Below are 25383 nucleotides of genomic sequence, written 5' to 3' on the forward strand. Positions count from 1 at the left end.
GGGCATTTTGGGGCTGGCTATCTCGTATCGAGATAGATGGTCCACACCCAAGGCATGAGAGGTACCAATGGAATGAGGAAGAGCGGCTCGATCAGCTCAAAGACAGAATCCGCTATCAGACAGACCGTTATGTCAGCGGCAGAAGCTGGCCTTAAGGCGCCTCTAGCGTGGGCGATTCTCTGCCGTCATTTCTTGCAGCGGGGAAAGGTCGGGGTCTTGCATGAGCCCGGGGGGCTTGTCGTTAGGAAGCCATTTTTTATAGATGGCCTTGAAAGCACCGTCCAGCTTCATCTGATCCAGCGCGTTTTGCCAGACCGAGACAATATCGTCAGCGGTATCTCTCGAAAAGGCAATATACGTACTGTTTCTCATGAAGGGCAGCACCGCCGTGACCAGGCCCGGGTCAGCCCCCTCCGCTGCCAGTAGCGCTGGCAGGTTTTGCTGGTCTGTCACCATGAAGTCTACCCGCCCGGACTTCAGCAGCTTGATCATGAGTTTGGGGTCATTGACTGGCTCCAGATTCTGGAAACCGGCGCTTAACAGGGTCTGGTAAGAGGCCCAGTCCAGCGGCACGGTAATGGCTCTGGCCTTGCGGGCATCATCCAGCGTTTTTAGGGTTAGCTTTTTTCTGCTGAGCGCATAAAAGCTGGAGGTTGTCGTCGTCAACGGCCCTACCCATTTAAAAATCCGCTCCCGTTGCTCGGTGCGCATGGTAGAAAAAAGTCCGGTATTGGTCTGAAGCTGGGCCAGACGAAAACCTCTGGCCCACGGCACCACAAATATGCTGACGGGTACGTGAATCCGCCGGGCAAGTTCTTGCACAACATCCACCGCCAAACCCGCAGGCTTGCCATTACGGGTAAAGTTCATGGGGGGATATTCTTCGGTATACAAGTAAATACGTGGCTCAGCGCAGGCATTTGCCATGCACAGCAGCAAGCAGCACGCTGAAAGTACAACACGCAAGGAGTGGATGCGACCAAGAATCGACAACGGATACCCTCCATTGTGATGCATATCAGCGCATGACTGTTGTCACGGGGTTTGCCCATCAAGATGGCCGCTCATGGCAACAACCATGCCGCATGGTACGAGCACATTGATAGTTTTAATGTAGACCCCGCCACCTCGAAATACAATCGGATAATGGCGCTTGTTTCACAGAGCCTGTCCGCATTATGCTATTGTCACGAATACTTTTTCTGCTGCCGTGTGCGAACATGACAACCATGCTCAAATGCAGCAGCCTTATCTAACACATAGCGTAGCCGAACCAAGCGATGACTCAGATTGCGATTATTTTCCATAGTGCTTCCGGCACAACAGCCCAGCTTGCCCGCGCCATCACCACTGGCGTGATGCAGGTATCCGGGTGCGAAGCATCTATCCATGAAATTCTGGGGCAGGACATTGTAGAGGGGCGTTTTCGCAACGAAGCGTTGCTGGCACAACTGGACAAGGCAGATGCTCTGATCTTTGGTGCACCAACCTATATGGGCGGCCCGTCAGCGCAATTCAAGGCGTTTGCAGATGCCACCAGCGAGCGTTGGGAAACCCAGCAATGGCGCAACAAGCTGGCAGCAGGTTTTACCATCGGTTCGAATCCCAATGGCGATCAGGGACAGACCATGCAGTACTTCAGCATTCTGGCCTCTCAGCATGGCATGCTATGGGTCGGACTGGATATCCCTGGCGGTTATGATCAAGAGGGTCGCAACCGTTTGGGGTTGCAGTCAGGCATGTCTGCTCACACAACCCAACCTCTTGTCGCTGCCACAGACCTGGAAACGGCGACGTATCTTGGCAAACGGGTCGCCATGCTGGCCGTTACCGGCATCAGCAAAGTAGGCAACGGGGCGTGACACCCCGTTTGGGGATCTGAGGGTTTAGACTGCGGAATGGTGCAGTGCTTTACCTACCTTGCTGCCAACAGGGCGTTTGAGCTGGTGGCTGATCCAGGCCGAGGTTTCTACCAGTTTGGCCAGATCAATGCCTGTATCGATGCCTAACCCGTTCATCAGCCACACCACGTCTTCTGTGGCGACATTGCCACTAGCCCCGGGTGCATAGGGGCAGCCTCCCAGGCCGGCGACTGAGGCATCAAACGTGGCGATGCCCATCTGCAGGACTGCATAAATGTTGGCAATGGCCATGCCATAGGTGTCATGAAAGTGGCCTGCCAGCCGGTTGATCGGGATATGTGCCGACACGGCTTCGATCATGCGTTTGACACGCTCTGGCGTACCGGTGCCGATGGTATCGCCCAGGCTGATTTCTTCGCAGCCAAGCTCAAACAGTTGTCTGGCCGTATCGGCCACCTTGGCGGGTGAAATGGCTCCCTCATAGGGGCAATCGATCACGCAGGACAAATAGCCCCTTACCACCACCCCGTCTTGCCGGGCCGCATCTACAACTGGACGAAAGCGTTCTATGGATTCGGCTACCGAGCACTGGATGTTTTTCTGTGAAAAACTCTCTGATGCCGCGCCAAAGACCGCAATCTCTCTGGCACCGGCTGCGCGGGCCGCTTCGAACCCTTTCAGGTTGGGCGTGAGTACCGGATACGTCACACCCGGCAGCCGGGTTATGCCGGACAGCACCACACTGCTGTCTGACATTTGTGGCACCCGCTTGGGGGAAACAAAAGCCGTGGCTTCAATGGTTTTCAGCCCTGCCTGGCCAAGGCGCTGGATGAGCGAAATCTTGGTGGCGGTATCGACCCAGTTGGGTTCGTTTTGCAGCCCGTCACGCGGGCCGACTTCGACGATGTGTACGGATGCAGGTAATGTCATGATCCCTCCTGTACTGGCGCTGCCGGATTGGCCGCATGCAGCCGCACCAGAATGGCATCGGCCGGGACCTGCTCGCCTTCTGCAAAGAAGTAGCAATCCAGCAAACCGTCATTGGGCGCCGTAATGGTGTGTTCCATCTTCATGGCTTCCATCACCAGCAACGGCTGTCCCTTGACCACATGGCTGCCCGCTTCGGCCAGCAGGGCGATAATCTTGCCCGGCATGGGGGCATGCAAACCACCCTCTTCTGCCTCGCTGCTGCCGTGTTGCGCCAGCGGGTCCTGATATTGCAACTGATAGTGCTGCCCGCCTGCCCATACATGACAGGTATTGGCGTGTACCACCACGCTGGTGATGATGCCACCCTGCAAGTGCTTGATCTGGCATTGCTGGGGCGATAACCAGTGCACGGTTGCGTTCAGCTGGCTGTCGTTACATTGCGCCAGGAGGGACTTGTTCAACTGCATGGCGACATCCACCGTGGCAGACGCAGACTGCTGTGCCGTGTGGATGCTAAAGCTGACTTTACCCTGATGCTGGCTGTTGAGACGCCAGTCATCATTGGCGGCCCAGGGGGACGCATGCTGTTGCTGACGGTTCTTTGACCAGATGGCGAGTGCAGCCTGGCACCAGATGATATCCGGCACATCCGCCGGCGGCGGGAACAATGCTGCTTGCTGTTGCTCGATGAGCGAGGTACTTAGCGCGGCAGACTCGAACGCACTACACCCCACCAGACGGTGCAAGAAGGCAATATTGTGATGCACCCCTACGATCTGATAACTGGCGAGGGCTTCTTTCATCCTTGCCAATGCCTGGGTGCGGTCTTGCCCCCAGACAATCAGCTTGGCAATCATCGGGTCGTAATATGGGGTGATCACATCCCCTTGGGTTACGCCGGTATCCACCCGGATATACGGATGCTTGGCTGGCTTGTGCAGGTGATGCAGGCGGCCGGTAGATGGCAGAAAACCGGCCTCCGGGTCTTCTGCGTAAATGCGCGCCTCGATGGCATGCCCATGAATCTGCAAGTCTGACTGGGTCAGGGGAAGAGATTCACCAGCGGCGACCCGGAGCTGCCACTCCACCAGATCCAGCCCGGTAATCATCTCGGTGACCGGATGCTCTACTTGCAAGCGGGTATTCATCTCCATGAAATAAAAGCTGCCGTCCTGCTGGACGATGAATTCCACCGTCCCTGCGCCGGTATAGTTGACCGCCGCCGCGGCAGCAACCGCTGCTTGGCCCATGGCCTGACGGCGGGCGTCTGTCATGCCGGGGGCCGGGGCTTCTTCCAGCACTTTCTGGTGACGGCGTTGCACAGAGCAGTCCCGCTCGAACAAATACACATAATGCCCATGGGCATCGCCAAATACCTGGATTTCGATGTGCCTGGCCGGGCTGATGTATTTTTCGATCAGCACCTGATCATCGCCAAAACTGGATAAGGCCTCGCGTTTGCAGGACGTAAGTGCCGCTGCAAATTCCGCAGCACTGTCTACCCGGCGCATGCCTTTGCCCCCGCCACCTGCACTGGCCTTGATCAGCACCGGATAACCGATCCGGTCTGCCTCTTGCTGCAACAGCACGGGTTCTTGTGCGTTGCCATGGTAGCTGGGGGTCAGTGGTACGCCGGCAGCTTCCATCAAGGCCTTGGCCGCAGATTTGGAACCCATGGCAGCAATGGCACTCACGGGTGGGCCGATAAAGACAAGCTGATTGGCCTCGCACAGGCGGGCAAACTCGGCATTCTCAGACAAGAAACCATACCCCGGGTGAATGGCTTCGGCACCGGTAGCCAGTGCGGCATCGATGATGCGGGCTTGTTGCAGGTAACTTTCCTGAACGGCGGCTTCACCAATCCATACCGCCTCATCGGCCAGCCGCACATGCAGGCTGTTGGCGTCTGCCGTAGAGTATACGGCAACGGTCTGTATCCCCATCCGTTTGGCGGTTTTGATCACGCGGCAGGCAATTTCACCACGGTTTGCAATCAATATTTTCTGAAACATGACGACCCTTTTCAGGTTTTATTCGCAGTTTGTTCTTGTGTGATTACCCAGGCTGGCGGGCGCTTCTCCAGAAATGCCGCCAAGCCTTCCTGACCCTCGGCAGAGGCGCGCCGTTCTGCTATGCGCCGGGCAGTGTCCGTCAACCGTTCTTGGCTGAGCAGCGTATGGCCAATGTCGCGGATCAGGGCCTTGGACTCGGTCTGCGACGCAGGCCCGCCCAGCAGCAACTGGGTTACCAGTTGCCCGATAACCTCATCCAGTGTTTCTGGCGTTGCCACATCGTGCACCAGCCCCAGCCGGTAGGCCGTGGCTGCATCAAAACGTTCTGCCGTCTGAAAATAGCGGTATGCCTGCCTTTCGCCGATGGCACGGATGACATAAGGGGCAATGGTGGCCGGAATCAGCCCGAGGCGGACTTCGGACGTGGCAAAGATGGCCGTTTGCGACGCGACAGCCATGTCACAAGCGGCGACCAGCCCCAGTCCGCCGCCCAGCGCTGCCCCTTGAATGCGGGCAATGGTGGGCTGGCGCAATGTGGCCAGTGCTTTCAGCATGTGCGCAAGCTTCAGGGCATCTGCCTGATTCTCTGCGAGCGTGGCGTTGCCAAGCGTTTGCATCCAGGCCAGGTCTGCTCCGGCCGAAAAACTCTTGCCACGGCTGGCCAGAATGACGACACGGACATCATCTCGCTGATGAATATGCAGGCAGGCTTGGTGTAGCTCTTCAATCAGCAAGGCATTAAAGGCATTGTGGACCTCTGGCCGGTTAAGCCAGACGGTCATGACCTGATCTTGCAGGGTGAGTTCGATGGTTTGATACATGACGGCTCCTACATCCGGAAAATGCCGAACCGGGTCGGAACCACCGGTGCATTGAGTGCCGCAAACAGGCTCAGCCCCAGCGTGCGACGGGTTTGCGCAGGGTCAATGATGCCGTCGTCCCATAATCTGGCCGTGGCGTAGTAAGGGTGCCCCTGGGTTTCGTACTGGGTCCGGATGGGGGACTTGAAGGCCTCTTCTGCTTCTGCAGACCAGCTTTCGCCTTCTGCCTCTGCACGGTCCCGGCGCACCGTGGCCAGCACGCTGGCCGCTTGTTCCCCGCCCATGACAGAAATCCGGGCATTGGGCCACATCCACAAAAAGCGCGGAGAGAACGCCCGCCCGCACATGCCATAATTACCCGCACCAAAAGAGCCACCAATCACGGTGGTGATCTTGGGTACCTGTACGGTAGAAACGGCTGTCACCATCTTGGCGCCATCTTTGGCGATGCCGGCGTTCTCGTATTTTTTGCCCACCATAAAGCCGGTAATGTTCTGCAGGAACACCAGCGGGATATTGCGCTGGCCGCATAACTCGATAAAGTGCGCCCCTTTTAGCGCGGCCTCGGAGAACAGAATGCCGTTATTGGCAAGAATACCGACTGTTTGCCCGTATAGTTGCGCAAAACCGGTGACCAGCGTGTTGCCATAACGCGGTTTGAACTCGTCAAAACGGGAGCCGTCTACCACGCGGGCGATAATTTCCCGCACATCGAACGGCTTGCGGGTATCGGTTGGCATGATGCCGTACAGTTCTTGCGGGTCGTATAACGGTTCTTCAACGTGCAAGTCGGCCAGAGAAGCGACGGCAGGCCGGTTAAGGTTGGAGACAATCTGCCGGGCCAGTGCCAGCGCATGCGGGTCATTTTCTGCAAGATAATCGGCCACACCGGACAAGCGGGTATGAACATCTCCGCCGCCCAGCTCTTCTGCCGTGACAATCTCGCCCGTCGCTGCACGGACTAATGGCGGTCCACCCAGAAAAATGGTGCCCTGCTCCTTGACGATGACCGTTTCGTCCGACATCGCCGGCACGTAGGCACCGCCGGCGGTACAGCTCCCCATCACCACGGCAATCTGGGGAATCCCCTTGGCCGACATATTGGCCTGGTTATAGAAAATCCGCCCGAAGTGATCCCGGTCCGGGAAGACTTCATCCTGCTTTGGCAAAAAGGCGCCGCCGGAATCCACCAGATAAATGCATGGCAGATGGTTTTGCTCGGCAATTTCCTGCGCGCGCAGGTGTTTTTTGACCGTCATCGGGTAGTAAGTACCCCCTTTGACGGTGGCATCATTCACCACCAGCATGCACATGACGCCATTGACACGGCCAATGCCGGCAATCAGACCTGCACCGGGTGCCTCGTTATCGTACATGTCCCATGCGGCCATCTGGCCGATTTCCAGAAAAGGAGACCCCGGGTCCAGCAACTGGTTTACCCGGTCTCTGGGTAACAGTTTTTGTCTGGCGACATGTTTGGCACGGGCTTTGTCCCCGCCCCCCAAGGCGATGCGCGCCGCTTTGTCATGCAAGTCGTCTACCAGCTGGCGCATCTGGCGGGCATTTTCCAGAAAGCCGGCAGACGTCGGGCTGATTGAAGTTTGTAAAATGGTCATGCGCTATCCTTGCTGCAGAGAGGCGGTCTGCATGTGCTCAAAATCAAGCCGCCTGTCTATATATAAAGTAAAAGATTAACTATTTATCTTAATATATTGTTTATATTCACTTTATATGCCAGACATAAGTTCACGTCCGATCAGCATCCGGCGGATTTCCGACGTGCCGGCGCCAATCTCGTACAGTTTGGCATCGCGCCACAATCGCCCGGTCGGGTAATCATTGATATAGCCGTTCCCACCTAATGATTGAATCGCCTCACCGGCCATCCAGGTGGCTTTCTCTGCGGCGTACAAGATGGCGCTGGCGGCATCCTTGCGCAAAGAGCGATGTCCGTGCGGCAGACGGTCACATGCACTACCCACGGCATACACCAGCGCCTTGCTGGCCATCCAGGTGGAATACATATCCGCCAGTTTGCCCTGCATCAACTGGAAGTCACCAATCGACTGGTCAAACTGTTTGCGCTCTTTCAGGTATGGCATGACCACATCCATACAGGCCGACATGATGCCAAGCGGGCCGCCACACAGCACGGTGCGCTCGTAATCCAGCCCGCTCATCAACACCTTGACCCCATTGCCAACCCCGCCCAAGACGTTTTCTGCCGGCACTTCGCAATCATCAAAGAACATGGGGTAAGTGTTGGAGCCGCGCATGCCCAGCTTGTCCAGATGGTGGCCGCAAGAGAAACCTTTAAAGCCTTTTTCGACAATGAACGCCGTAATCCCCTTGGGGCCGGCATTCACATCGGTCTTGGCATACACCACCAGCGTATCGGCATCTCCGCCGTTGGTAATCCACATCTTGCTGCCGTTCAGCACAAAGCGATCGCCTTTGGCATCGGCCCGCAATTTCATGCTGACCACATCAGAACCGGCATTGGGTTCAGACATCGCCAGGGCGCCAACATGATCGCCAGAGATCAGCTTGGGCAGATATTTCTCCCGCTGTGCTTCATTGCCGTTGCGATAAATCTGGTTCACGCACAGGTTGGAATGCGCGCCGTAAGACAACGCTACCGAGGCACTGGCACGAGAGATTTCTTCCATGGCGATGATGTGGGCCACATAGCCCATGTTGGTGCCGCCATATTTCTCGTCAACCGTCATCCCCAGAAGCCCCATGTCGCCGAATTTCTTCCACATGTCAGCCGGAAAAAGATTGTCCCGGTCGATGTCTGCCGCTCTGGGGGCCAGCTCCTCAGCCACAAAATGCTGAACGGATTCGCGCAGCATCTGCAGGGTTTCATCCTGATGAAACTCGAGAGAAGGTAAATGACTCATGCCAGACTCCTTTGGGTATCGGTGGTTTCTGTTGTTATTTTTTGGTCGGATAACTGCTGCAGCAAGGCATCGCGCTTCTGCCTGGCCAGTACCAGAGATTCATCCTTGATGTGGCCAAAACCTCGTACTTCCTGCGGCCAGCGCAAGAACTTCTGCACCTGCAGCCGGTTTTGCTCGTTCAGAAGCGCCAGGGCAGACTTGACATCCTCCTGATAGGATTTGATCAGTTGCCGTTCCATTTTGCGTTCTGCGGTGTAGCCAAACGGATCAAATGGCGTACCGCGCAAGCCTTTGAGTTTGGCCAGCACTGTAAAGGCTTTTGCCACCCAAGGGCCATAACTGGCTTTGATCAGGTGCCCTTTCTGGTCTTTTTTGGCAAACAGGGGGGCCGCCAGATGGAAGTTCAGCTGATAGTCCCCTTCAAAGTCACGGGCAATCCGGGCAAAGAAGTCGGTTTCTACATACAGGCGTGCCACCTCGTACTCATCCTTGTAGGCCATGAGCGTGAATAACTGCACCGCCACTTCGCTGGCCATTTCATCCCCGGCAGTGGCACTGACATGAGCCACAAAATCCCGGTACTGATTGGCATAGGCAGCATTCTGATAGGCCGTGAGTCGCTGCATCCGGTCTGCCAAGATGGCATCAAGCGATAGCGGTTTGCGTGGCAACCAGTGAATCGCCGTGCTGTCTGCAAGCCCTGCGGCAGCCTTCACCTTGCCCAGGTCCAGTACGGCCTGACGCCCCCAGGCAAATGCCGCCAGGTTCATGTCGATACTGACCTGATTCAGCCGGATGGCTTGTTCGATGGCCTCTCCAGACAGCGGAATCCAGCCCTTTTGCCATGCATAACCCAGCACAAACATATTGGTTGCGACCGCATCGCCAAACAGCGCGGTGGCCAACTGGGTAGCATTGACGGTTTCCAGCGCAGCGGCCGCGGTTTCAACCCGGTCCAGCAAACGCTGAGGCTGAGCATCCCAGTCGGCGTTCTGGGTAAAGGCACCGGTCGGGGTGATATTGGTATTGATCAGGCAATGGCTGCGCTCTTTGGTCAGCATGTTCATGACTTCATTGCCGGCACTGACCACCAGATCACAGCCCAGCAGCACGTCCGTATCGCCACTGGCGATGCGGGCGGAGTGCAGGTGTTCCGGACAAGAGGCAATCTTGACGTGCGAGGTGACCGCGCCGCCCTTTTGCGCCAAACCGGCCATGTCCAGTACCAGAACCCCTTTGCCTTCGATATGGGCCGCCATCCCCAGCAGGGCGCCAATGGTGACCACCCCTGTACCGCCCACCCCTGTAATCAGCACGTTATAGGCGTGAGAAGACAAGTCAGGTAATTGCGGCGCAGGCAAGTCTGTCGGCACCGTTACTTTCTTGGGTGATGGCTTTCTGAGCTGCCCGCCTTCCACCGTCACAAAACTCGGGCAAAAGCCGCGCAAGCAGGAGAAATCCTTGTTACAGGATGACTGGTCAATGGTACGTTTGCGACCCAGCGGGGTTTCCAGCGGCAAGATGGACACGCAGTTAGACTGTTTACCACAGTCTCCGCAACCTTCACACACATGCTCGTTGATGACTGCCCGTCTTGGCGGGTCGATCATCTGTTTTTTCTTGCGACGGCGGCGTTTTTCGGCTGCGCATACCTGGGCATACACGATGATGGACACCCCAGGGTGCTGACGCAGCGTTTCCTGCACTTTCATCATCTGATCGCGGTGGTGAATTTCCACGCCAGCGGGTAATCCGCCCAGCTCTTTGTAGTATTCCGGCTCGTCCGATACCAGACAAATCCGTCTGGCGCCCTCTGCGTACACCATCTGGGTAATCTGCGGTACGGTTGGCAAACCTTCTACCGGTTGTCCACCCGTCATGGCGACGGCGTCGTTCACCAGAATCTTGTAAGTCACGTTCACCTTGGCGGCAATGGCGTAGCGAATTGCCAGCGAGCCGCTGTGCATAAAGGTACCATCGCCCAGATTGACGAACACATGCGGGGTTTTGGTAAATGGCGCCTGGCCGATCCAGGCCACACCCTCGCCGCCCATCTGGCTGAAGGTCTCGGTCCGGCGGTTCATCCACATGGCCATGTAATGGCAGCCAATCCCCGCCAGCGCCCGGCTGCCTTCCGGCACCTGGGTAGAGGTATTGTGCGGGCAGCCGGAGCAATAGTAAGGCACCCGTTGTGCCAGTGTTTTGTCTGGCCGGGTAAACCCTTCGGATGCGCTGCAGACAATATGGTGCGCTTGCACCAAAGACATGATGCGCTCGTCACCGCATACCTTGGCCAGCCGGCTGCCAATCACGCAGGCGATGGTGGTGGGGGTAAGTTCACCGTTTGGCGACAGCAGAATCCCGCTCTTGGGCACTTTTACCCATTCGCCGGTCTCGTCGTATTTGCCCACTACCCGAGGGCGATTGGGCGCGTTGTACAGGTGTTCCTTGATCTGGTATTCCAGAATTTGGCGTTTTTCTTCCACCACCAGAATCTCGTCCAGCCCTTCTGCAAATGTCTGGATGCACTCAGGCTCCAGCGGCCAGGAGACCCCTACTTTCAGCAGGCGAATCCCCATGCTGGACGCTGCTGCTTCGTCCAGGTCCAGCAAGGCCAACGCTTCCATCACATCCAGATACGACTTGCCGGTGGTCACGATCCCCAGCTTGGGCGTGGGGGAATCAATCATCAACCGGTTCAGGTTATTGATGCGCACGTATTCCAGCAACGCATACAGACGCTCCCGTTGCAGGCGGTTTTCCTGTTCCAGCGGCGGGTCTGGCCAGCGGATGGAAAAGCCGTCCGCAGGGATGGGATACGCATCCGGAATCTTGATCTCGACCGCGTGCGGATCAATCTCGAAAGACGAAGACGACTCGACGGTATCCGAGATGGTCTTGAAGCCCACCCAGCAGCCAGAGTAGCGCGACATGGCCCAGCCATGCAGACCGAACTCGATAAATTCCTTGACACTAGAAGGGTTCATCACCGGAATCATCGCGGCAATAAAGGCATGCTCACTCTGGTGTGGCAAGCTGGACGACTTGCAGGCATGGTCGTCGCCCGCTACCAGCAACACACCGCCATGACGGGATGTGCCGGCAATATTGCCGTGCTTGAAGACATCGCCACTGCGGTCTACACCGGGGCCTTTGCCATACCATAAAGAGAAAACACCATCGACCGTGGTGTTAGGGTCCATACTGACTTGCTGCGTACCCCAGATTGCGGTGGCCGCCAGCTCCTCGTTAAGACCAGGAGTAAATTTGATGTGGTGCTGTTCCAGAATCTCTTTGGCGTTCCACAACGCCTGATCCAGACCGCCCAGTGGGGAACCCCGATAACCGGAAACAAACCCGGCTGTATTCAGACCTGCCGCTTCATCCCGCGCTTTTTGCGCCAGTAATAAACGCACCAAAGCCTGTGTACCACTCATGTACACCCGGCCCGTTGTTTGCGTATATTTATCTGTTAGGGAAATCTGCTTATTCATCAGACACTCCTTTACAGCGCCATTCATCAAACAGCAGCATGCCCGTGCACACAACCGTTTTATGAGACCAACCGATTTTGTCGGTTGGTGGCTAGTCATCACAAATTGTTGGGTAATTCAAAAACGCTACATTGGCAGGTTGCAACGGGGTTAACGGGTACATCAACCCTGCCTGCAAACCGACAATTAAAACGATTGTGTACCGGAGTATAGTCAGGCAAGACATGCAATGCGAGTAAATTCGATGCTGCACCGCAAGGTGAAATTGGACAGATTGGGGAACGTCGTTACGTGCATTTTCAATGTCATTGGCACCGCATTCCCAGACCTGATCCGGGTTACAATGAAACCTAGAGATTGCTTTTATGTCTATAAAAACAACTACCCAACCGGAGAGTTTCAATCATGAAAAAACTGGCTTCCAGCCTTGTGCTGGCTTTTACCCTGGCGGGTTGCCTTGGCAGCACGGCTTATGCAGAAAAACCAGAATGGGCAGGTAAGAAGCACAAGCAGCATAAAGTGAAGAATGCAGACAATCTTCGTTTTAGCGATGAATCCAGACAAACCCTGTATGACTACTATGGCAGCCAGCAGCGTGCGGGATTTTGTCCGCCAGGGTTAGCGAAAAAGAACAATGGCTGCATGCCGCCCGGACAAGCCAAAAAGTGGCAACGTGGTGAGCCTTTGCCTTCAGACCTGCCCTACCACGATCTGCCACGGGATATTCTGAGCAAACTGCCACCCCTGCCAGCTAACCATCGCTACGTGCAGATTGCCCAAGATATTCTGATTATCGCCAATGGTTCCAGACGGGTACTGGATGCCGTTGAAGACATCATGAGATAAATGACAGGATTGCGGATGCCGTAGCGTGTCCGCCCGCCCCATTTTTCCTCACATGAATACGTCTATGGGTTATCCGCAGGCCGTCTGGCTGTCATAACTGCTTGCGCAACCCTATCACCCTCCCTCTCCTCACCATCCATGTGCTTTGTGAAACCAGCCTGTGGAGTTGCATCACACTTTTTTACATAAATTTTAACCATCGGCCCGCGTATCCAAGATATGCCAGGCGTATGATGAATCTGTTGTATCAGTGAACTTTTGATGGTGCAAAACATCGGCTGCGTGCAGCCGCTCTGGACAAGAAGGAGAGCATCATGGTTTCACGTTATCACCCGTTGCTGGTTACCCTGCACTGGCTGCTGGCCTTGCTGATTCTGGGCATGCTGATAGATGGTTGGCAGGTGCTGTCGCTCTTCAGAAATACCAATCCGGCCAAGGTATTACAATTGCAGTTGCATGTTGTGGCAGGTTTAACGGTGGGGGTATTGATGCTGGCAAGACTGGGTACCCGCTGGGGAACAGACAAACCCGCACATGCGCAAACGGGCAATGCCTTGATGGACATGGTTGCGCAGATTGTCCATGTCATTCTTTATGTTCTGGTGTTTGCGATGGTGATCAGTGGCATTGCGCTGGCGTTTAATACCGATCTGTTCAATATCCTGTTTGGCCCTAATCCGCTACCACTACCCAAAACCTTCCGGCACTTATTGCCAAGGTCCATTCATGGCACACTGGCCAATATTCTGATGTTCACCTTCCTGGCCCATTTTGCGGGTGCGTTATTTCACCAGAAGATACTCAAGGACAATCTGATTGCACGGATGTGGTATGGCAACAGGAAGTAAGCTTATGTTCTGAAAGGTAAATTGATATCAACCCGCATAAAAAATGGTGCCATCGGCACCATTTTTTACTATACATCTGCGGGAGTTAATCCTGCAGCAATCCCCAGGCAAATTCCTCGCCCCGGCCGGTGGCCAGGCCAATCATCAGAGTCAGGATCAGTTGCGGCATGTCTTTGATCCATAGTTGCAGTTCGCCCATGTGGGCAACAGCGGCGCTGTCTTCTGGTGCTTCGCCCAGTTGTTCCAGCTGCTGGTGCAAAAAGTCGATGTCACGTAGCGGCAACTCTTGATAGTGCTTGAGAATGGCTTCAAAGATCACGATACGGTAGGCATTTGGCAACAAGGTGTCATCCAGTTTGGCGGATGCACGAATGATTTCACCAATCAGGCTGGCTTTTACCGAGATTTCGGGTTGTGCTTTTTTGTTGGTCTTTTTTTGCCGGAAAATTGCCATGTGAGGGTTTGCTCCAATTATAAAATGCAGTCAATACATGCCCTTAAGTCATGACCATGGGCATGGAGGTAGGCTGCCATTGTCTCATATCCTGGGCTGTTCGCTCTAATAGATCGTACAGGCTTACGCTGCGCAGACTGTAAATCTATTTAATCCGCCTGACTGCGGCGTAGCGCCGACGGTGAAAAACCAAAGCGCTGCCGGAAGCGATCCGAGAAGTGCGAGGAAGAGTCATAACCCACTTCTTGTGCAATACGGGTAACGGGAATCGTGGTGGATTGCAGCAACTGGATGGCGCAAGACATGCGAACATCCAACAGCAAGTCGCTAAAACGGGTATGTTCTGCGGCCAGTTTGCGGCGCAGGGTAGCTTCGCTCATCGCCAGCGTCTCGGCCACATCTGGTGCTGCCCAGTTGTGTGCAGGTTGCTGGCTGATCATGTTGCGTACCCGGTGAGAGGTACTGGCAATCTCTTTCATGCTGAAGAGCCCTCCGGCATCCATCAACCAGAGTAACACCTCGTTCATGTGGTGTTGGGCAATGGATACAGGCACCGCATCATCACAGATGGCTTGCACGGCCCTCTCGCAGGCAGCATGAAACCCATCAGGGATGGCGGCCATTGGCAATGCCTGATGGATAGGCTGTACAGTCGTTGCCGAATGTTGTCGCACAAAATTTTTTAGTAGCGCGTCATCCCACACCAGCCAGTAGGCTTCATATTGCCCACCCTCTGGCCCCCGGTTGGTAATATCCAGCGTCTGCCCACCCGCTATAGCCACTGCGCCACCAGTATGGATAACAAATTCTCCACCAGGCCAACGGACAGTTTTCTCCCCTTTGGCGACCAGAATCAATACCGGATGACTAATATACAACCGGGTAAGCTCCAGCGGCTGGTATTGGGTAATTCTGGCGGTTATCCCTACTTCGTCACGCTTTACGATGCCAGGTTGCATATACTAAAGTCTTTAAAAATCATATGAATACGAAATTACATTCATGCAGTACATCATGTTTTGCTGTGTACTGCATGAATATAATTTTATTAGCGGCTACCGTATGCCGTCAGGCTGGCGGCGCCAATTTCCGTCATGTGCGTCATGAATCCGACCAGTGCGGGGGTTGCATTAGCGGGGAGATCCAGTTTTTCTACTTTTAGTGCGTGCACGGTAAAGACATAACGGTGTTTTTCACCTGCGGGCGGGCACGCCCCCAAAAAGCCTGGCATGCTGGCATCGTTGTTAATGGGCATTGCACTTGCCGGCAATCTGGACACATCGCTACCTGCACCGGCTGGCAGACTGTTCGTCGTTGCAGGCAAGTTGGCCACCACCCAATGCCACCAGCCCGAGCCGGTCGGGGCATCCGGGTCGTAAACGGTCAGTACAAAACTCTTTGTATCTGCCGGGGCATGCTGCCAGCTCAGTTGTGGCGATACATTGCCACCAGAACAACCAAACACATTGGCAAACTGTTGCTGCCCTAACACCCCGCCATCTTGCACATCCGTGCTGGACAGCGTAAACGTATCTGCCAGCACTATCAACGGCATAGCCGTAGCCATCACGGCTGCTGCTACCCAAACCTTGCATTTCATCATGATCATTCTCCAACAAATTGTCCGGATTGACATGACTATTTTCCGCATGAAAACATAGGTAAACCATCTGGATACGATCAACAATTATCGGAATTCGATCAATGCATGGTGTATCAGCCTCAAGCGCTCGGCTAGCACCCGTGGTCTAAGATGAATAGATGAACCCGTCAGGAGAGTGCCATGACCCCTTTGCTTCAGATACTTGCGCTGATGCGCCAAGGCAATTGGAATGAGGCGCACAATCTTGTGCAGCTGGATGATTCTGCATTAGCCGCCTGGCTGCACGCGCTGCTGCACATACAAGAAGGGGATCTTGAAGATGCAGAATACTGGTACGAGAAATCGGGGCGTCACTTTCACACCAGAGGCAGCCTTGACGATGAAATGGATGCGCTGGAAGATATGCTGCGCAAGCAATAGCCAGCTTGGTTGGCTTTGGCGCCAGCAGCCATTACAATGTCATTTTGCATGTTGGTTCAATGACCGATGTGCAGCACCTCTGTCATTTCACCCTTGTGGAGCTATCGTGACAACCGCCCCGCCATTCTTTTTGCAGGACTATCAGTTTTCAGAACGGCATGACTCCGAGCCAATGGCTTTCACGGCAGACGCCATCCTTGCCAAGGTAGAAACCTTTGACATGCGGTCAGACTGGGTAACGGATCTGTTGCTGACGGTGCGAGAGTGGCCAACTCGCTTGCAAGGCCTGTTCAGCAACAAGAGCCCTCAGGCAAAAGCAGCCTTTGGCCTGCATACATTCACATTGCTGCAGCGTTCTAGCAATGAATTATCCCTGGGGTTGGTCGGGAAGTTCTGGCGCCCGGATATGGGTCTGGTGGCCATTCCTGATGTAGCAGCTTTCAAAGCGTTCAACGATCATTCTGCCGCGAAACTGGTCTTGCGGTTTCAAGTAACAGAGAGGCCAGGCAACACCTGCATACTGCGAACCGAAACATTCATCTATTGCCCTACCCCAAGGACCAAACGCTTGTTTTTACCTTACTGGATTGCCATTCGAGCAGCCAGTGGCTGGATACGCAAACGCACGCTAAAGCTGATTCACCAGCAATTGGCAAAGGACGCGGCAGAAGCCCGGCCGCCTAGTGATTCTCAAGGTAAATGACTTTCCGTCAGATAGAATACAAAAGGGCTGCCAGATTTGGCAGCCCTTTTGAAAATGCCTTACAAGATAAATAGTACCCGGATCAGAGCTTGATGAAATGTTCACGGTAGTATTTTAGCTCGTCGATAGACTCGTATATGTCGGCCAGAGCTTCGTGCTTGCCGTGTTTTTTCAGGCCTTTGGCGACTTCTGGTTTCCAGCGTTTGGCCAGTTCTTTCAGGGTGCTCACATCCAGGTTACGGTAGTGGAACCATGCTTCCAGCGTTGGCATCCAGCGGGCCATAAAGCGGCGGTCCTGGCAGATGGAGTTGCCGCACATGGGGGATGCGCCCTTGGGCGAGTATTCGGCCAGGAATTCCAACATGCGTTTTTCGACTTCGGCCTCATTCAGCACGGAGTCTTTGACTTTCTGGATCAGTCCAGAGCGGCCATGGGTACTTTTGTTCCAGTCGTCCATGCCATCGAGCACGCTATCTGGCTGGTGAACCACCAAAACCGGGCTTTCCGCCACGGTGTTGAGTTCGCCATCGGTAATGACGACCGCAATTTCAATAATGCGGTCAGTTTCCGGAACCAGTCCAGTCATTTCCATGTCTAGCCAGATCAGGTGGTTTGCGTCTTGTGCCATATTTCATTTTCTCTATATAAAACATCATCTGCTGCCATTTTAGCCTACCCTGCCCGCTTTGGCTGAAAATCCGCAGTTTTCGCCACAGCTGTGGGATAATTGCCTCAATAAGTAACTTTTGAGAATGTTTGCTTCATGTCCGGATTGACCTTGTTTTCTTATGTGTTTATCGCCTTGGTTCTGTTTGCTGCCGGTTTGCAGCACTGGCTGGCTAACCGCCAGTTAAAACATATCGCGGCACACCGTGCCGAAGTACCTGCTGCATTTGCCAAAGACATTTCTCTGGCCGACCACCAAAAGGCGGCAGACTACAGCACCGCCCGCGTGACGTTCAGCCGTTGGCCCCTGCTGGTGGATATTGCCTGGACCTTGGGCCTGACTCTGGGTGGCCTGCTGTCTTGGCTGCATCAATTGACATCCAGCTGGACAAACAGCGCGGTCTGGCACCCGGTGGCGACTATTGTTCTGGTGATGGTGATCCAGGGCATGATCGGTTTACCTGCCAGCCTCTGGAAAACCTTCCATATTGAAGAAAAATTCGGGTTTAACCGGCTGACCCTCAAGCTGTTTTTTCTGGATGGGCTCAAAGGTCTGGTGATTGGCGGCCTGATTGGCGTGCCGTTTCTGGCCGGCGCCATCTGGTTGCTGAAAACCATGGGCGAGTTCTGGTGGGCATACGTATGGGCCATGTGGCTGGTGTTTAACCTGCTGATGCTGGCCATTTACCCTACCTTTATTGCTCCGCTGTTCAACAAGTTTGTGCCGTTGGCGGATGAATCCCTGAAAGCCCGCATTGACGGCCTGCTACACCGTTGCGGCTTTGAGAGTTCTGGCGTGTTTGTCATGGATGGCTCCAAGCGCAGCAGCCATGGCAACGCCTATTTCACCGGCTTTGGCCGCAACAAGCGGATCGTGTTCTTCGATACCCTGATCGAACGTCTGACCCCAGAGGAAATCGAAGCGGTGCTAGCCCATGAGCTGGGACACTTCAAGCACAAGCATATTGTCAAACGCATGGTCTGGATGTTCTCTACCGCCCTTGTGGCGCTGGCCGTGGCCGGGTGGGCGGTGACACAGCCCTGGTTCTATCAGGGACTGGGGTTTGCCCAGCCGGATAGTGCCATTGGCCTGTTCCTGTTCTTTATTGTTGCGCCGCTGGTATTGTTGCCCTTGGCGCCACTCTCAAGCTACTACTCCCGCAAGCACGAGTTCGAGGCCGATGCCTTTGCTGCGGCCCACGCCAACGCGGAGGACCTGATCAGCGGTCTGGTCAAGCTGTATCGTGATAACGCCAATACGCTGACTCCGGACCCGCTGCATTCGGCGTTTTATGACTCTCACCCGCCTGCCGCACTGCGTATTGCAGCCCTGCAACGCGCCAAATCTGCCTAAATACAGGACACTGCATGAGCAAAAAAAGCAAGCCGGGCAAAGACAACTCGAATAACCTCAAAGGCTTGGTGATTCAGAGTTTTGGCCGGCGCTTCCGGGTAGAAACCCCCAACGGCATTTTAAGTTGCGTGACCCGTGGCAAGAAAACCGATGTGGCATGCGGTGACCATGTCGAAGTGAAAGAAACCGGGGTAGACGAAGGCGTGATTGAAGCCATCCTCCCGCGTACGTCGCTCCTCTACCGGCAAGACGAATGGCGCAGCAAAACCATTGCCGCCAACGTGACCCAGATTCTGCTGGTCACGGCCGGCGTGCCTGCGTGCCACGAAGCCATGCTGAACCGCTGCCTGATTGCAGCAGAGGCCAACGGCCTGCCAGTGACGATTCTGATCAACAAAACCGACTTGCCAGAGTCACAAGCACTGATCCAGCAGCTACAACCGTTTGCCGACCTGGGTTACCGCATCGTACCGTTGTCTGCCAAACAGGATGTCAGCCCGATTCGTGAACTGTTGCACGGACATACTTCTGTGCTGGTTGGGCAAAGCGGCATGGGGAAATCCACCCTCGTTAACGCGTTGGTGCCAGAAGCAGCAGCTCGCACTGGCGAAATCTCCGAAGCGCTGAACTCCGGCAAGCACACCACTACCTTTGCCACGCTCTACCACCTGGACGCAGAGACACAGTTGATTGACTCTCCCGGTATGCAGGAGTTTGGTCTGCATCACGTAGAAGCGCGAGATCTTGCCAGCCTGTTTCCTGAATTCCGTCCCCATCTGGGCCAGTGCCGGTTTCATAATTGCTGGCACAAAGTAGAACCCGGTTGCGCCATTACGGCTGCTGCTGAGCGCGGTGAAATTCGCCCGGGGCGTCTGACGTTTTACCGCGACTTGCTGGCAGAACGTAACTGAATATCCATCCTGACCGGGAATTTCTGTAACTCCCTGTCGTTGCTTTTCTCTTTTTGATAAGTGTTCCCATTACCAGTTGGCTAATGGGAACCCAAGCCTCTCTTCCTTCTCCCTTGTTATTTCAACTTGCCTGCCAAGCAGGCTGGTTTGCCACAGGCTTGTGTGCCATCCGGCAGTCGTGCAGCGGCATATCACACCGGATTTGATCCATGCCGATACATGCATGGCCCCGGAACACCTCTGGGTCGCGTGCAACGCCCCCTCCTGAGATTACTTTTGTTTTTTGATAACTGAACTTGTGTACATCAGGATTTATCTTCTGCTACCCACCTGTGTAGAGTTTGTAAAAACAAAACCCGGATACAAAAAGGGTGATCTGGTGATTCGGATTTACGTGAACAGTAAACAGATTTATCACTACCAAAGAGGGACAAGATGAGTTCAACCCAACCACAAACCGTTTTTGTGACCGGTGCAGGTAGCGGCCTTGGCTATGCAATCGCCCTTGCTTTTGGTCAAGCCGGTGCTTGTGTCTATGCCAATGATTTGCCAAGTCAGCCTGGTTTGCTGCAACTGCAAGCCGAGATTGAAAAAGCCGGCGGCAAATGCATTCTGAAACCGGGCGACGTGTCTGATTCTGCCCAGGTTAAATCGCTGTTTGCAGATATCGACCAGCTGGACGTAATGGTCAATAACGCCGGTGTTCTGCAAGAAGTACCCATTGTAGAGATGTCTGATGCCGCCTGGGACCGGATGATCCGGGTACATCTGTACGGTACCTTCCATTTCTGCCGCGAAGCCGCCCGTTTGATGATGACCCAGAAAAGCGGCTGCATCATCAATATTGCTTCAGACCTTGGGCAACTGGGTTGCGAAAACCTGGTGCATTACAGCGCCGCCAAAGGCGGCATTATCTCGCTGACCAAAAGCCTGGCGCGTGAATTGAGCCCTTATGGGGTACGGGTCAATGCCGTGGCCCCGGGGGCGATTCATACCCCGATGGTCGCTGCACTGGGCGAAGAATATGTGGTGAGTGAATCTGCCAAATACCCGATGAAACGTCTGGGCCAGCCCGATGAAATTGCTTCTGTCGTCCGCTTTTTGGCCTCTGACCAGAGTTCTTTCATGACCGGGCAAACGCTGGGGGTGAATGGCGGAGGTGTCATGAACAGTTAAGCAGTATCAAAAGTAGGTTCATACGGAGTCATACGTAATACACAATAAAGAGGAGACGTCATGAAACTGTTGGAATTATTCGGTTATGACCGCCATGGAGAAATCCAGGAGGTGCATACCACGCTGAACAAAGGCAAGTTGACCACCAAGGAAGTCACGCTGGCTGCGCTGGGCTTTAATGCACCGGCCTGGGTAGCGGCTTCGTCCATGTCCATTTTGTACTCGATTGTTGGTCATGCAGCGCCCTTGGCCATTCTGATTGCCTATTTCTTCCCGATGCTGGTACTGGCGTTTTGTCTGATTCGCCTTACCCGCCATGCGCCATCGGCCGCAGGCATTTTTACCTTTACAGAGAAGTTTCTGCATTCACGCATCGGCACGGTGCTGGGCTGGACCTACACGCTGGCCTGTGCGGCCGTGGCCCCAATGACCGCTGTCATTGGTGCCCAGTACATGCAAGCGTTGTTCCCGGGGCTGGCTGGTGACATCAACGCCAGAATTCTCGGCACGCTGATGTTGGTAGTGTTCTTTGTCATCTCTTGCCGCGGTATCGAAATCACCGCCAAGATCGCCGGCGTGTTCCTGACCTTCGAAATTCTGGTGGTGGCAGGTCTTGGCATCATGGGGATTGTGCATCCGCACGTCACCGACTTGTCGCTTGGCGATATGTACTCGCTATCCAAGGCCGGGGGCATGAGCGTGGTCGGGCCTGGCGTGCTGTTCGGGGTATGGATGCTGGCCAACTTTGACTCTGCCATCAACTATATTGAAGAAGCACGGATGCCGGTACGTACCGTACAGCGCTCCATGTTGTTGGTGTTGACGTCTGCTTTCGTCATCTACAGCCTGGCCGCCATTGGCTGGCAATATGCCGTGCCAGTGAAAACACTGGCCGCCATTGTCGAAGGTGGTGACGGAGGCCCGATTGCAGCCATTGCCAAAGTGTATTTGCCAGCCTCGCTGGCCTGGGTGGCCATTTTTGTGGTGATCACTTCGGCGGCTGCCGGTTTGCAGATTTCCATGAACTCCGGCGCACGCACGCTATACCGCATGAGCCAGGAAAAACACCTGCCAGCCCTGTTTGGCAAGGTGAATGAGCGCAAAGTGCCGTGGGTGGCTGCACTGGCCATGACCATCGTGGGTGTAGTGCTGGTGTGGTACAAGCCGCTGGCCAAAATCATGTGGTACTACGATGTGGTCACCATCACGCTGGTACTGTCATACATTGCAGCCTTGGCCGCGTTTGTTCGCCTGGCGTGGCAGATTCATCGCCCTGCCGTGTCGCTGAGCGTATCGGTACCTGCAGTTCTGGCCATGGGTGTGCTTGGCTATATTGCCTACACGGCAGGTGCTGTACCGGTAGACCCTAGTGACCTCTACAACGCCTGGTATATCGGCATTGCAGTGGTGGTTTCCGGCTTTGCCATCTCCATGACTGGCAAGCAACACGCAAAGACTTGAGGCATTAGCCCGGGCGGGTGATTTGCTTGCCCGGGTGATGCCTTGCCAATCCACCGACAGTACAGGATGCCATGATGGATACCCGCTTTAAGTGGCCAGACGGAAAAAAAGTGGCCGTATGTATCACCTTTGATGTAGACGCCGAATCTGGCTGGAAATTTGACCCGGCCAACCAGCAGCGGCTCTCCCTGTTGTCGTCTGGCGCCTATGGCCGCCGCACCGGAGTACCCCGCATTTTGCGGCTGCTGGCCAAGCATGGCATCCCGGCGCAGTTTTTTGTGCCTGGTTATACGGCAGAGATCGATCCGGCGTTGGTGAAGTCCATTCACGATGCCGGTTACCCGATCGGCTGTCACGGCTATGACCATGAACGTACCGATGAACTGACTTATGAGCAGGAAGACGACATTCTGGCCAGATCCAAAGACCGGCTGGCCAGCATTACCGGCATTGTGCCGACTGGCTTTCGGGCGCCGCTATGGGAAATCACCCCGCAAACCCTGCAACTGCTAGACAAACATGGCTTTGAGTACGATAGCAGCCTGATGGGAGATGACATCCCCTACTGCGTTCAGGCGGGCCAAAAAGACCTGCTGGAACTACCGGTCACCTGGCTGCTGGACGACTGGGAGCAATTTGCCTACTCGGCCATGCCGCAAACCGGCTATGTCATCGAAGAACCGGAAAAAGTCTTGCGCATGTGGAAAGCAGAGTTCTCTGCCCTGTATGAAGAAGGCTGTTACTTCATGCTGACCATGCATCCGGAAATCATCGGCAGGGCATCGCGGATTGCCATGCTGGACCAATTGGTCACATTTATCAAATCGCATGAAGGAGTGTGGTTCTGCACGCCCGAGATGCTTGCAAAGAGTTGGCGTACAGGTGAATTTTCTACCGAGAAACATCCTTATTAATTCGCAGATGGTGCGAAGCAGGAGAACAAGAATGAGCATTCTAGTGACAGGCGGGCAAGGTTTTCTGGGTAAAACACTGGTCAGCATGCTGCGTGCCCGTGGCGACGACGTCGTCAGTTATGACCGCCGGATGGTGGAAGACACCTCCGACCCCAAGCTGCACCATGTACAGGGTGACCTGAATGATCTGCCCTTGCTGTTCGAAACCATTCGCCGTCATCAGGTGGATCGCATCATCCATACCGCGGCCATTTCTCACCCGGTGGCTTCACGAGACATCCCCTACCAGACCGTCATCACCAACGCTTTGGGCACCACCACAGTCTTTGAGGCTGCGCGCCTGCAAAACATCCGCCGGGTGGTGAATTTCAGCTCTGAATGCGCGTATGGCTCTAATGAAGAGTTGGGTGTGATTGATGAAGATGCACCGTTAAACCCCAGCACGCCTTATGGCGCCACCAAGGTATTTGGTGAAAAGCTGGCCGCGGTTTACAACCAGCTGTACGGCATGGAAATCATCTCGCTGCGTCCGGGCTGGATTTACGGGCCGGGCCAGTTCATGCAGTGCTACATGAAAACGCTGATTACCAATGCCATCAAAGGCATCAAAACCGTAGAGGAAGAAGGCCTGGATTATCGGTTCCAGTACGTGCATGTCACGGATGTGGCCAATGCCTCCATTCTGGCGGCAACTGTCCCCATGCCTTATACCTACGTGTTCAATATTACCGGGGGTGACCAGATCACCTACGCCGAGCTGGTGTCACACGTTAAAGCGGTGTTCCCGGCGGCAGATATCGACATCGGGCCGGGCAGTATCGCGGTACTCGACCGGAACGCCCGTTTCGACTTGGGCCGTGCCAAGACCCATTTGGGCTATGTGCCGCAAGTAACGCTGGACCAGGGCATCCGCAGCTATAGCGACTGGTTGCACCAGCACGATTTCTAACCCGATTGCATCTACTGCTGATTATGACTGTATCCGACTCAGTTGGCCGGATACCTAAGATTTGTTAAAGGAATGAAACCATGTCATCAGACTTTCCGCAGCCCCTCGATGCCGCCGTGATTCCGCGCTTTGCCGGCATCCCCACCTTTATGCGCTTACCGGCCTTTACCAACCCTGCTGATGTGCAGATCGGTCTGATTGGCGTGCCATGGGATGGCGGTACCACCAACCGTGCCGGCGCCCGTCACGGCCCGCGGGAAGTCCGCAACATGTCCAGCTTCATGCGCAAAGTGCACCATGTCAGCCGCATTGCCCCTTACGAACTGGTACGGGTTGGCGACCTGGGCGATGCACCGGTCAATCCGATCGACCTGCTGGATGCCCTGAAACTGATTGAAGGCTTTTACAAAGAGGTACACGCTGCCGGGACAGTGCCTTTGTCGGTTGGCGGAGATCACTTGGTCACCTTGCCTATCTTCCGTGCCATTGCCAAAGACGGCCCGATCGGCATGGTTCATTTTGATGCACACTCCGATACCAATGACCGCTATTTTGGCAATAACCCCTACACCCATGGCACCCCTTTCCGCCGTGCCATCGAAGAAGGCTTGCTGGACCCGAAACGCACGGTACAGATTGGCATCCGTGGCTCCATTTATGATCCGCAAGATATGGCCTTTGCCGAGGAATGTGGCATTCGCGTGATTTACATGGAAGAGTTTTCAAAAATCGGTGTGGAAGCCACCATTGCAGAAGCCCGGCGCGTGGTTGGCGACTTGCCTACCTATATCAGCTTTGACGTAGATGCTATCGACCCGTCTTTTACCCCCGGGACGGGCACGCCGGAGATTGGTGGCATTACCACGCTGGAAGCACAGCATCTGATTCGCGGGCTGCAAGGTTTGAACCTGATTGGTGCCGACGTGGTAGAAGTCTCGCCACCGTTTGACCCGAGCGGCAATACCGCACTGGTTGGTGCCACCCTGATGTTTGAACTGCTGTGCATTCTGGCAGATGCCATTGCCAAACGTTAATAATCCCCCGCCTTTGCCTGCA

The 25383-nt window shown here is 54.9% G+C and carries 23 protein-coding genes; 12 read left to right on the plus strand and 11 right to left on the minus strand.

Annotated features, from left to right (window positions below):
- Nucleotides 1–162: 162 nt before the first annotated feature.
- Complete coding sequence (locus F552_RS19130) at nucleotides 163–927, minus strand: substrate-binding periplasmic protein (protein WP_018151758.1); 765 nt, start codon at nucleotides 925–927, stop codon at nucleotides 163–165.
- 353 nt (nucleotides 928–1280) lie between these two features.
- Here F552_RS19130 and F552_RS0110810 point away from each other — a divergent pair, with 353 nt between their 5' ends.
- On the plus strand, nucleotides 1281–1862 hold the full coding sequence (locus F552_RS0110810) for a flavodoxin family protein (protein ID WP_018151759.1): 582 nt from the start codon (nucleotides 1281–1283) through the stop codon (nucleotides 1860–1862).
- Nucleotides 1863–1886: 24 nt separating this feature from the next.
- Here F552_RS0110810 and F552_RS0110815 read toward each other — a convergent pair whose 3' ends face one another.
- The 6 genes from F552_RS0110815 to F552_RS19135 form a co-directional block, all read right to left on the minus strand.
- Nucleotides 1887–2792: a hydroxymethylglutaryl-CoA lyase gene (locus tag F552_RS0110815; RefSeq protein WP_018151760.1), complete on the minus strand. Its 906-nt coding sequence runs from the start codon at nucleotides 2790–2792 to the stop codon at nucleotides 1887–1889.
- The gene (locus F552_RS0110820; RefSeq protein ID WP_018151761.1) at nucleotides 2789–4804 is read right to left on the minus strand and encodes an acetyl/propionyl/methylcrotonyl-CoA carboxylase subunit alpha; all 2016 of its coding nucleotides are present in this window, start codon (nucleotides 4802–4804) and stop codon (nucleotides 2789–2791) included. Before F552_RS0110820 ends, F552_RS0110815 begins: the two co-directional genes overlap by 4 nt.
- Before the next feature lie 11 nt (nucleotides 4805–4815).
- On the minus strand, nucleotides 4816–5625 hold the full coding sequence (locus tag F552_RS0110825) for an enoyl-CoA hydratase/isomerase family protein (protein ID WP_018151762.1): 810 nt from the start codon (nucleotides 5623–5625) through the stop codon (nucleotides 4816–4818).
- Between the two features lie 8 nt (nucleotides 5626–5633).
- On the minus strand, nucleotides 5634–7241 hold the full coding sequence (locus tag F552_RS0110830) for a carboxyl transferase domain-containing protein (RefSeq protein WP_018151763.1): 1608 nt from the start codon (nucleotides 7239–7241) through the stop codon (nucleotides 5634–5636).
- Nucleotides 7242–7352: 111 nt separating this feature from the next.
- The gene (locus tag F552_RS0110835; protein WP_018151764.1) at nucleotides 7353–8528 is read right to left on the minus strand and encodes an isovaleryl-CoA dehydrogenase; all 1176 of its coding nucleotides are present in this window, start codon (nucleotides 8526–8528) and stop codon (nucleotides 7353–7355) included.
- Entirely contained in the window at nucleotides 8525–12022 is a 3498-nt protein-coding gene (locus F552_RS19135) for an indolepyruvate ferredoxin oxidoreductase family protein (protein WP_018151765.1), read from the minus strand. The genes F552_RS0110835 and F552_RS19135 overlap by 4 nt, the downstream gene beginning before the upstream one ends.
- A gap of 405 nt (nucleotides 12023–12427) precedes the next feature.
- On the opposite strand from F552_RS19135, the gene F552_RS0110850 reads away from it, so the two are divergent.
- Nucleotides 12428–12868, plus strand: a complete 441-nt coding sequence (locus F552_RS0110850; protein WP_018151767.1) for a hypothetical protein — start codon at nucleotides 12428–12430, stop codon at nucleotides 12866–12868.
- A 314-nt stretch (nucleotides 12869–13182) separates the two neighbouring features.
- Nucleotides 13183–13716: a cytochrome b gene (locus tag F552_RS0110860; protein ID WP_018151768.1), complete on the plus strand. Its 534-nt coding sequence runs from the start codon at nucleotides 13183–13185 to the stop codon at nucleotides 13714–13716.
- A gap of 85 nt (nucleotides 13717–13801) precedes the next feature.
- Here F552_RS0110860 and F552_RS0110865 read toward each other — a convergent pair whose 3' ends face one another.
- From F552_RS0110865 to F552_RS0110875, 3 genes are all read right to left on the minus strand, one after another.
- The gene (locus tag F552_RS0110865) at nucleotides 13802–14170 is read right to left on the minus strand and encodes a hypothetical protein (RefSeq protein ID WP_018151769.1); all 369 of its coding nucleotides are present in this window, start codon (nucleotides 14168–14170) and stop codon (nucleotides 13802–13804) included.
- A 149-nt stretch (nucleotides 14171–14319) separates the two neighbouring features.
- Nucleotides 14320–15129, minus strand: a complete 810-nt coding sequence (locus tag F552_RS0110870) for an AraC family transcriptional regulator (RefSeq protein WP_018151770.1) — start codon at nucleotides 15127–15129, stop codon at nucleotides 14320–14322.
- A gap of 89 nt (nucleotides 15130–15218) precedes the next feature.
- A complete protein-coding gene (locus F552_RS0110875) occupies nucleotides 15219–15773 on the minus strand; it encodes a YbhB/YbcL family Raf kinase inhibitor-like protein (protein WP_245546680.1) in 555 nt (184 codons plus the stop codon).
- Nucleotides 15774–15953: 180 nt separating this feature from the next.
- Here F552_RS0110875 and F552_RS0110880 point away from each other — a divergent pair, with 180 nt between their 5' ends.
- Both F552_RS0110880 and F552_RS19140 read left to right on the plus strand, forming a co-directional pair.
- Entirely contained in the window at nucleotides 15954–16193 is a 240-nt protein-coding gene (locus tag F552_RS0110880) for a hypothetical protein (protein WP_018151772.1), read from the plus strand.
- Between the two features lie 106 nt (nucleotides 16194–16299).
- Nucleotides 16300–16896 (plus strand): hypothetical protein, encoded by a 597-nt coding sequence (locus F552_RS19140; RefSeq protein ID WP_211208263.1) that lies wholly within the window; start codon nucleotides 16300–16302, stop codon nucleotides 16894–16896.
- 82 nt (nucleotides 16897–16978) lie between these two features.
- Here the strand turns inward: F552_RS19140 and orn are convergent, their stop codons facing one another.
- Nucleotides 16979–17524 carry an oligoribonuclease gene (orn, locus tag F552_RS0110890; protein WP_018151774.1) on the minus strand — a complete coding sequence of 182 codons (546 nt, stop codon included), beginning with the start codon at nucleotides 17522–17524 and terminating at the stop codon, nucleotides 16979–16981.
- A 135-nt stretch (nucleotides 17525–17659) separates the two neighbouring features.
- On the opposite strand from orn, the gene F552_RS0110895 reads away from it, so the two are divergent.
- The 7 genes from F552_RS0110895 to speB all read left to right on the plus strand — a co-directional run bounded on the left by F552_RS0110895 (nucleotide 17660) and on the right by speB (nucleotide 25361).
- Complete coding sequence (locus F552_RS0110895; RefSeq protein WP_018151775.1) at nucleotides 17660–18916, plus strand: M48 family metallopeptidase; 1257 nt, start codon at nucleotides 17660–17662, stop codon at nucleotides 18914–18916.
- A gap of 14 nt (nucleotides 18917–18930) precedes the next feature.
- On the plus strand, nucleotides 18931–19827 hold the full coding sequence (gene rsgA / locus F552_RS0110900) for a ribosome small subunit-dependent GTPase A (RefSeq protein ID WP_018151776.1): 897 nt from the start codon (nucleotides 18931–18933) through the stop codon (nucleotides 19825–19827).
- A gap of 435 nt (nucleotides 19828–20262) precedes the next feature.
- Nucleotides 20263–21003: an SDR family NAD(P)-dependent oxidoreductase gene (locus F552_RS0110905; RefSeq protein WP_018151777.1), complete on the plus strand. Its 741-nt coding sequence runs from the start codon at nucleotides 20263–20265 to the stop codon at nucleotides 21001–21003.
- A gap of 60 nt (nucleotides 21004–21063) precedes the next feature.
- Nucleotides 21064–22464, plus strand: a complete 1401-nt coding sequence (locus F552_RS0110910; protein WP_018151778.1) for an APC family permease — start codon at nucleotides 21064–21066, stop codon at nucleotides 22462–22464.
- Nucleotides 22465–22538: 74 nt separating this feature from the next.
- A complete protein-coding gene (locus F552_RS0110915) occupies nucleotides 22539–23378 on the plus strand; it encodes a polysaccharide deacetylase family protein (protein WP_018151779.1) in 840 nt (279 codons plus the stop codon).
- A 31-nt stretch (nucleotides 23379–23409) separates the two neighbouring features.
- Nucleotides 23410–24327, plus strand: a complete 918-nt coding sequence (locus F552_RS0110920; protein WP_018151780.1) for an NAD-dependent epimerase/dehydratase family protein — start codon at nucleotides 23410–23412, stop codon at nucleotides 24325–24327.
- A gap of 80 nt (nucleotides 24328–24407) precedes the next feature.
- Nucleotides 24408–25361, plus strand: a complete 954-nt coding sequence (speB, locus tag F552_RS0110925) for an agmatinase (RefSeq protein WP_018151781.1) — start codon at nucleotides 24408–24410, stop codon at nucleotides 25359–25361.
- Nucleotides 25362–25383: the final 22 nt, after the last annotated feature.

This window comes from Leeia oryzae DSM 17879 (assembly GCF_000376945.1).
Lineage (GTDB): Bacteria > Pseudomonadota > Gammaproteobacteria > Burkholderiales > Leeiaceae > Leeia > Leeia oryzae.

Bases quoted from the DNA above. Each gene is read 5' to 3' on its own strand.
- F552_RS0110870 (WP_018151770.1), bottom strand. From the start codon at position 15,129: ATGCAACCTGGCATCGTAAAGCGTGACGAAGTAGGGATAACCGCCAGA.
- F552_RS0110915 (WP_018151779.1), top strand. From the start codon at position 22,539: ATGGATACCCGCTTTAAGTGGCCAGACGGAAAAAAAGTGGCCGTATGT.
- F552_RS19130 (WP_018151758.1), bottom strand. From the start codon at position 927: ATGGCAAATGCCTGCGCTGAGCCACGTATTTACTTGTATACCGAAGAA.
- speB (WP_018151781.1), top strand. From the start codon at position 24,408: ATGTCATCAGACTTTCCGCAGCCCCTCGATGCCGCCGTGATTCCGCGC.
- F552_RS0110905 (WP_018151777.1), top strand. From the start codon at position 20,263: ATGAGTTCAACCCAACCACAAACCGTTTTTGTGACCGGTGCAGGTAGC.
- F552_RS0110865 (WP_018151769.1), bottom strand. From the start codon at position 14,170: ATGGCAATTTTCCGGCAAAAAAAGACCAACAAAAAAGCACAACCCGAA.
- F552_RS0110875 (WP_245546680.1), bottom strand. From the start codon at position 15,773: ATGATGAAATGCAAGGTTTGGGTAGCAGCAGCCGTGATGGCTACGGCT.
- F552_RS0110860 (WP_018151768.1), top strand. From the start codon at position 13,183: ATGGTTTCACGTTATCACCCGTTGCTGGTTACCCTGCACTGGCTGCTG.
- F552_RS0110835 (WP_018151764.1), bottom strand. From the start codon at position 8,528: ATGAGTCATTTACCTTCTCTCGAGTTTCATCAGGATGAAACCCTGCAG.
- orn (WP_018151774.1), bottom strand. From the start codon at position 17,524: ATGGCACAAGACGCAAACCACCTGATCTGGCTAGACATGGAAATGACT.
- F552_RS19135 (WP_018151765.1), bottom strand. From the start codon at position 12,022: ATGAATAAGCAGATTTCCCTAACAGATAAATATACGCAAACAACGGGC.
- F552_RS0110880 (WP_018151772.1), top strand. From the start codon at position 15,954: ATGACCCCTTTGCTTCAGATACTTGCGCTGATGCGCCAAGGCAATTGG.
- F552_RS0110910 (WP_018151778.1), top strand. From the start codon at position 21,064: ATGAAACTGTTGGAATTATTCGGTTATGACCGCCATGGAGAAATCCAG.
- F552_RS0110825 (WP_018151762.1), bottom strand. From the start codon at position 5,625: ATGTATCAAACCATCGAACTCACCCTGCAAGATCAGGTCATGACCGTC.
- F552_RS0110810 (WP_018151759.1), top strand. From the start codon at position 1,281: ATGACTCAGATTGCGATTATTTTCCATAGTGCTTCCGGCACAACAGCC.
- F552_RS0110830 (WP_018151763.1), bottom strand. From the start codon at position 7,241: ATGACCATTTTACAAACTTCAATCAGCCCGACGTCTGCCGGCTTTCTG.
- F552_RS0110815 (WP_018151760.1), bottom strand. From the start codon at position 2,792: ATGACATTACCTGCATCCGTACACATCGTCGAAGTCGGCCCGCGTGAC.
- F552_RS0110850 (WP_018151767.1), top strand. From the start codon at position 12,428: ATGAAAAAACTGGCTTCCAGCCTTGTGCTGGCTTTTACCCTGGCGGGT.
- rsgA (WP_018151776.1), top strand. From the start codon at position 18,931: ATGAGCAAAAAAAGCAAGCCGGGCAAAGACAACTCGAATAACCTCAAA.
- F552_RS0110920 (WP_018151780.1), top strand. From the start codon at position 23,410: ATGAGCATTCTAGTGACAGGCGGGCAAGGTTTTCTGGGTAAAACACTG.
- F552_RS0110820 (WP_018151761.1), bottom strand. From the start codon at position 4,804: ATGTTTCAGAAAATATTGATTGCAAACCGTGGTGAAATTGCCTGCCGC.
- F552_RS0110895 (WP_018151775.1), top strand. From the start codon at position 17,660: ATGTCCGGATTGACCTTGTTTTCTTATGTGTTTATCGCCTTGGTTCTG.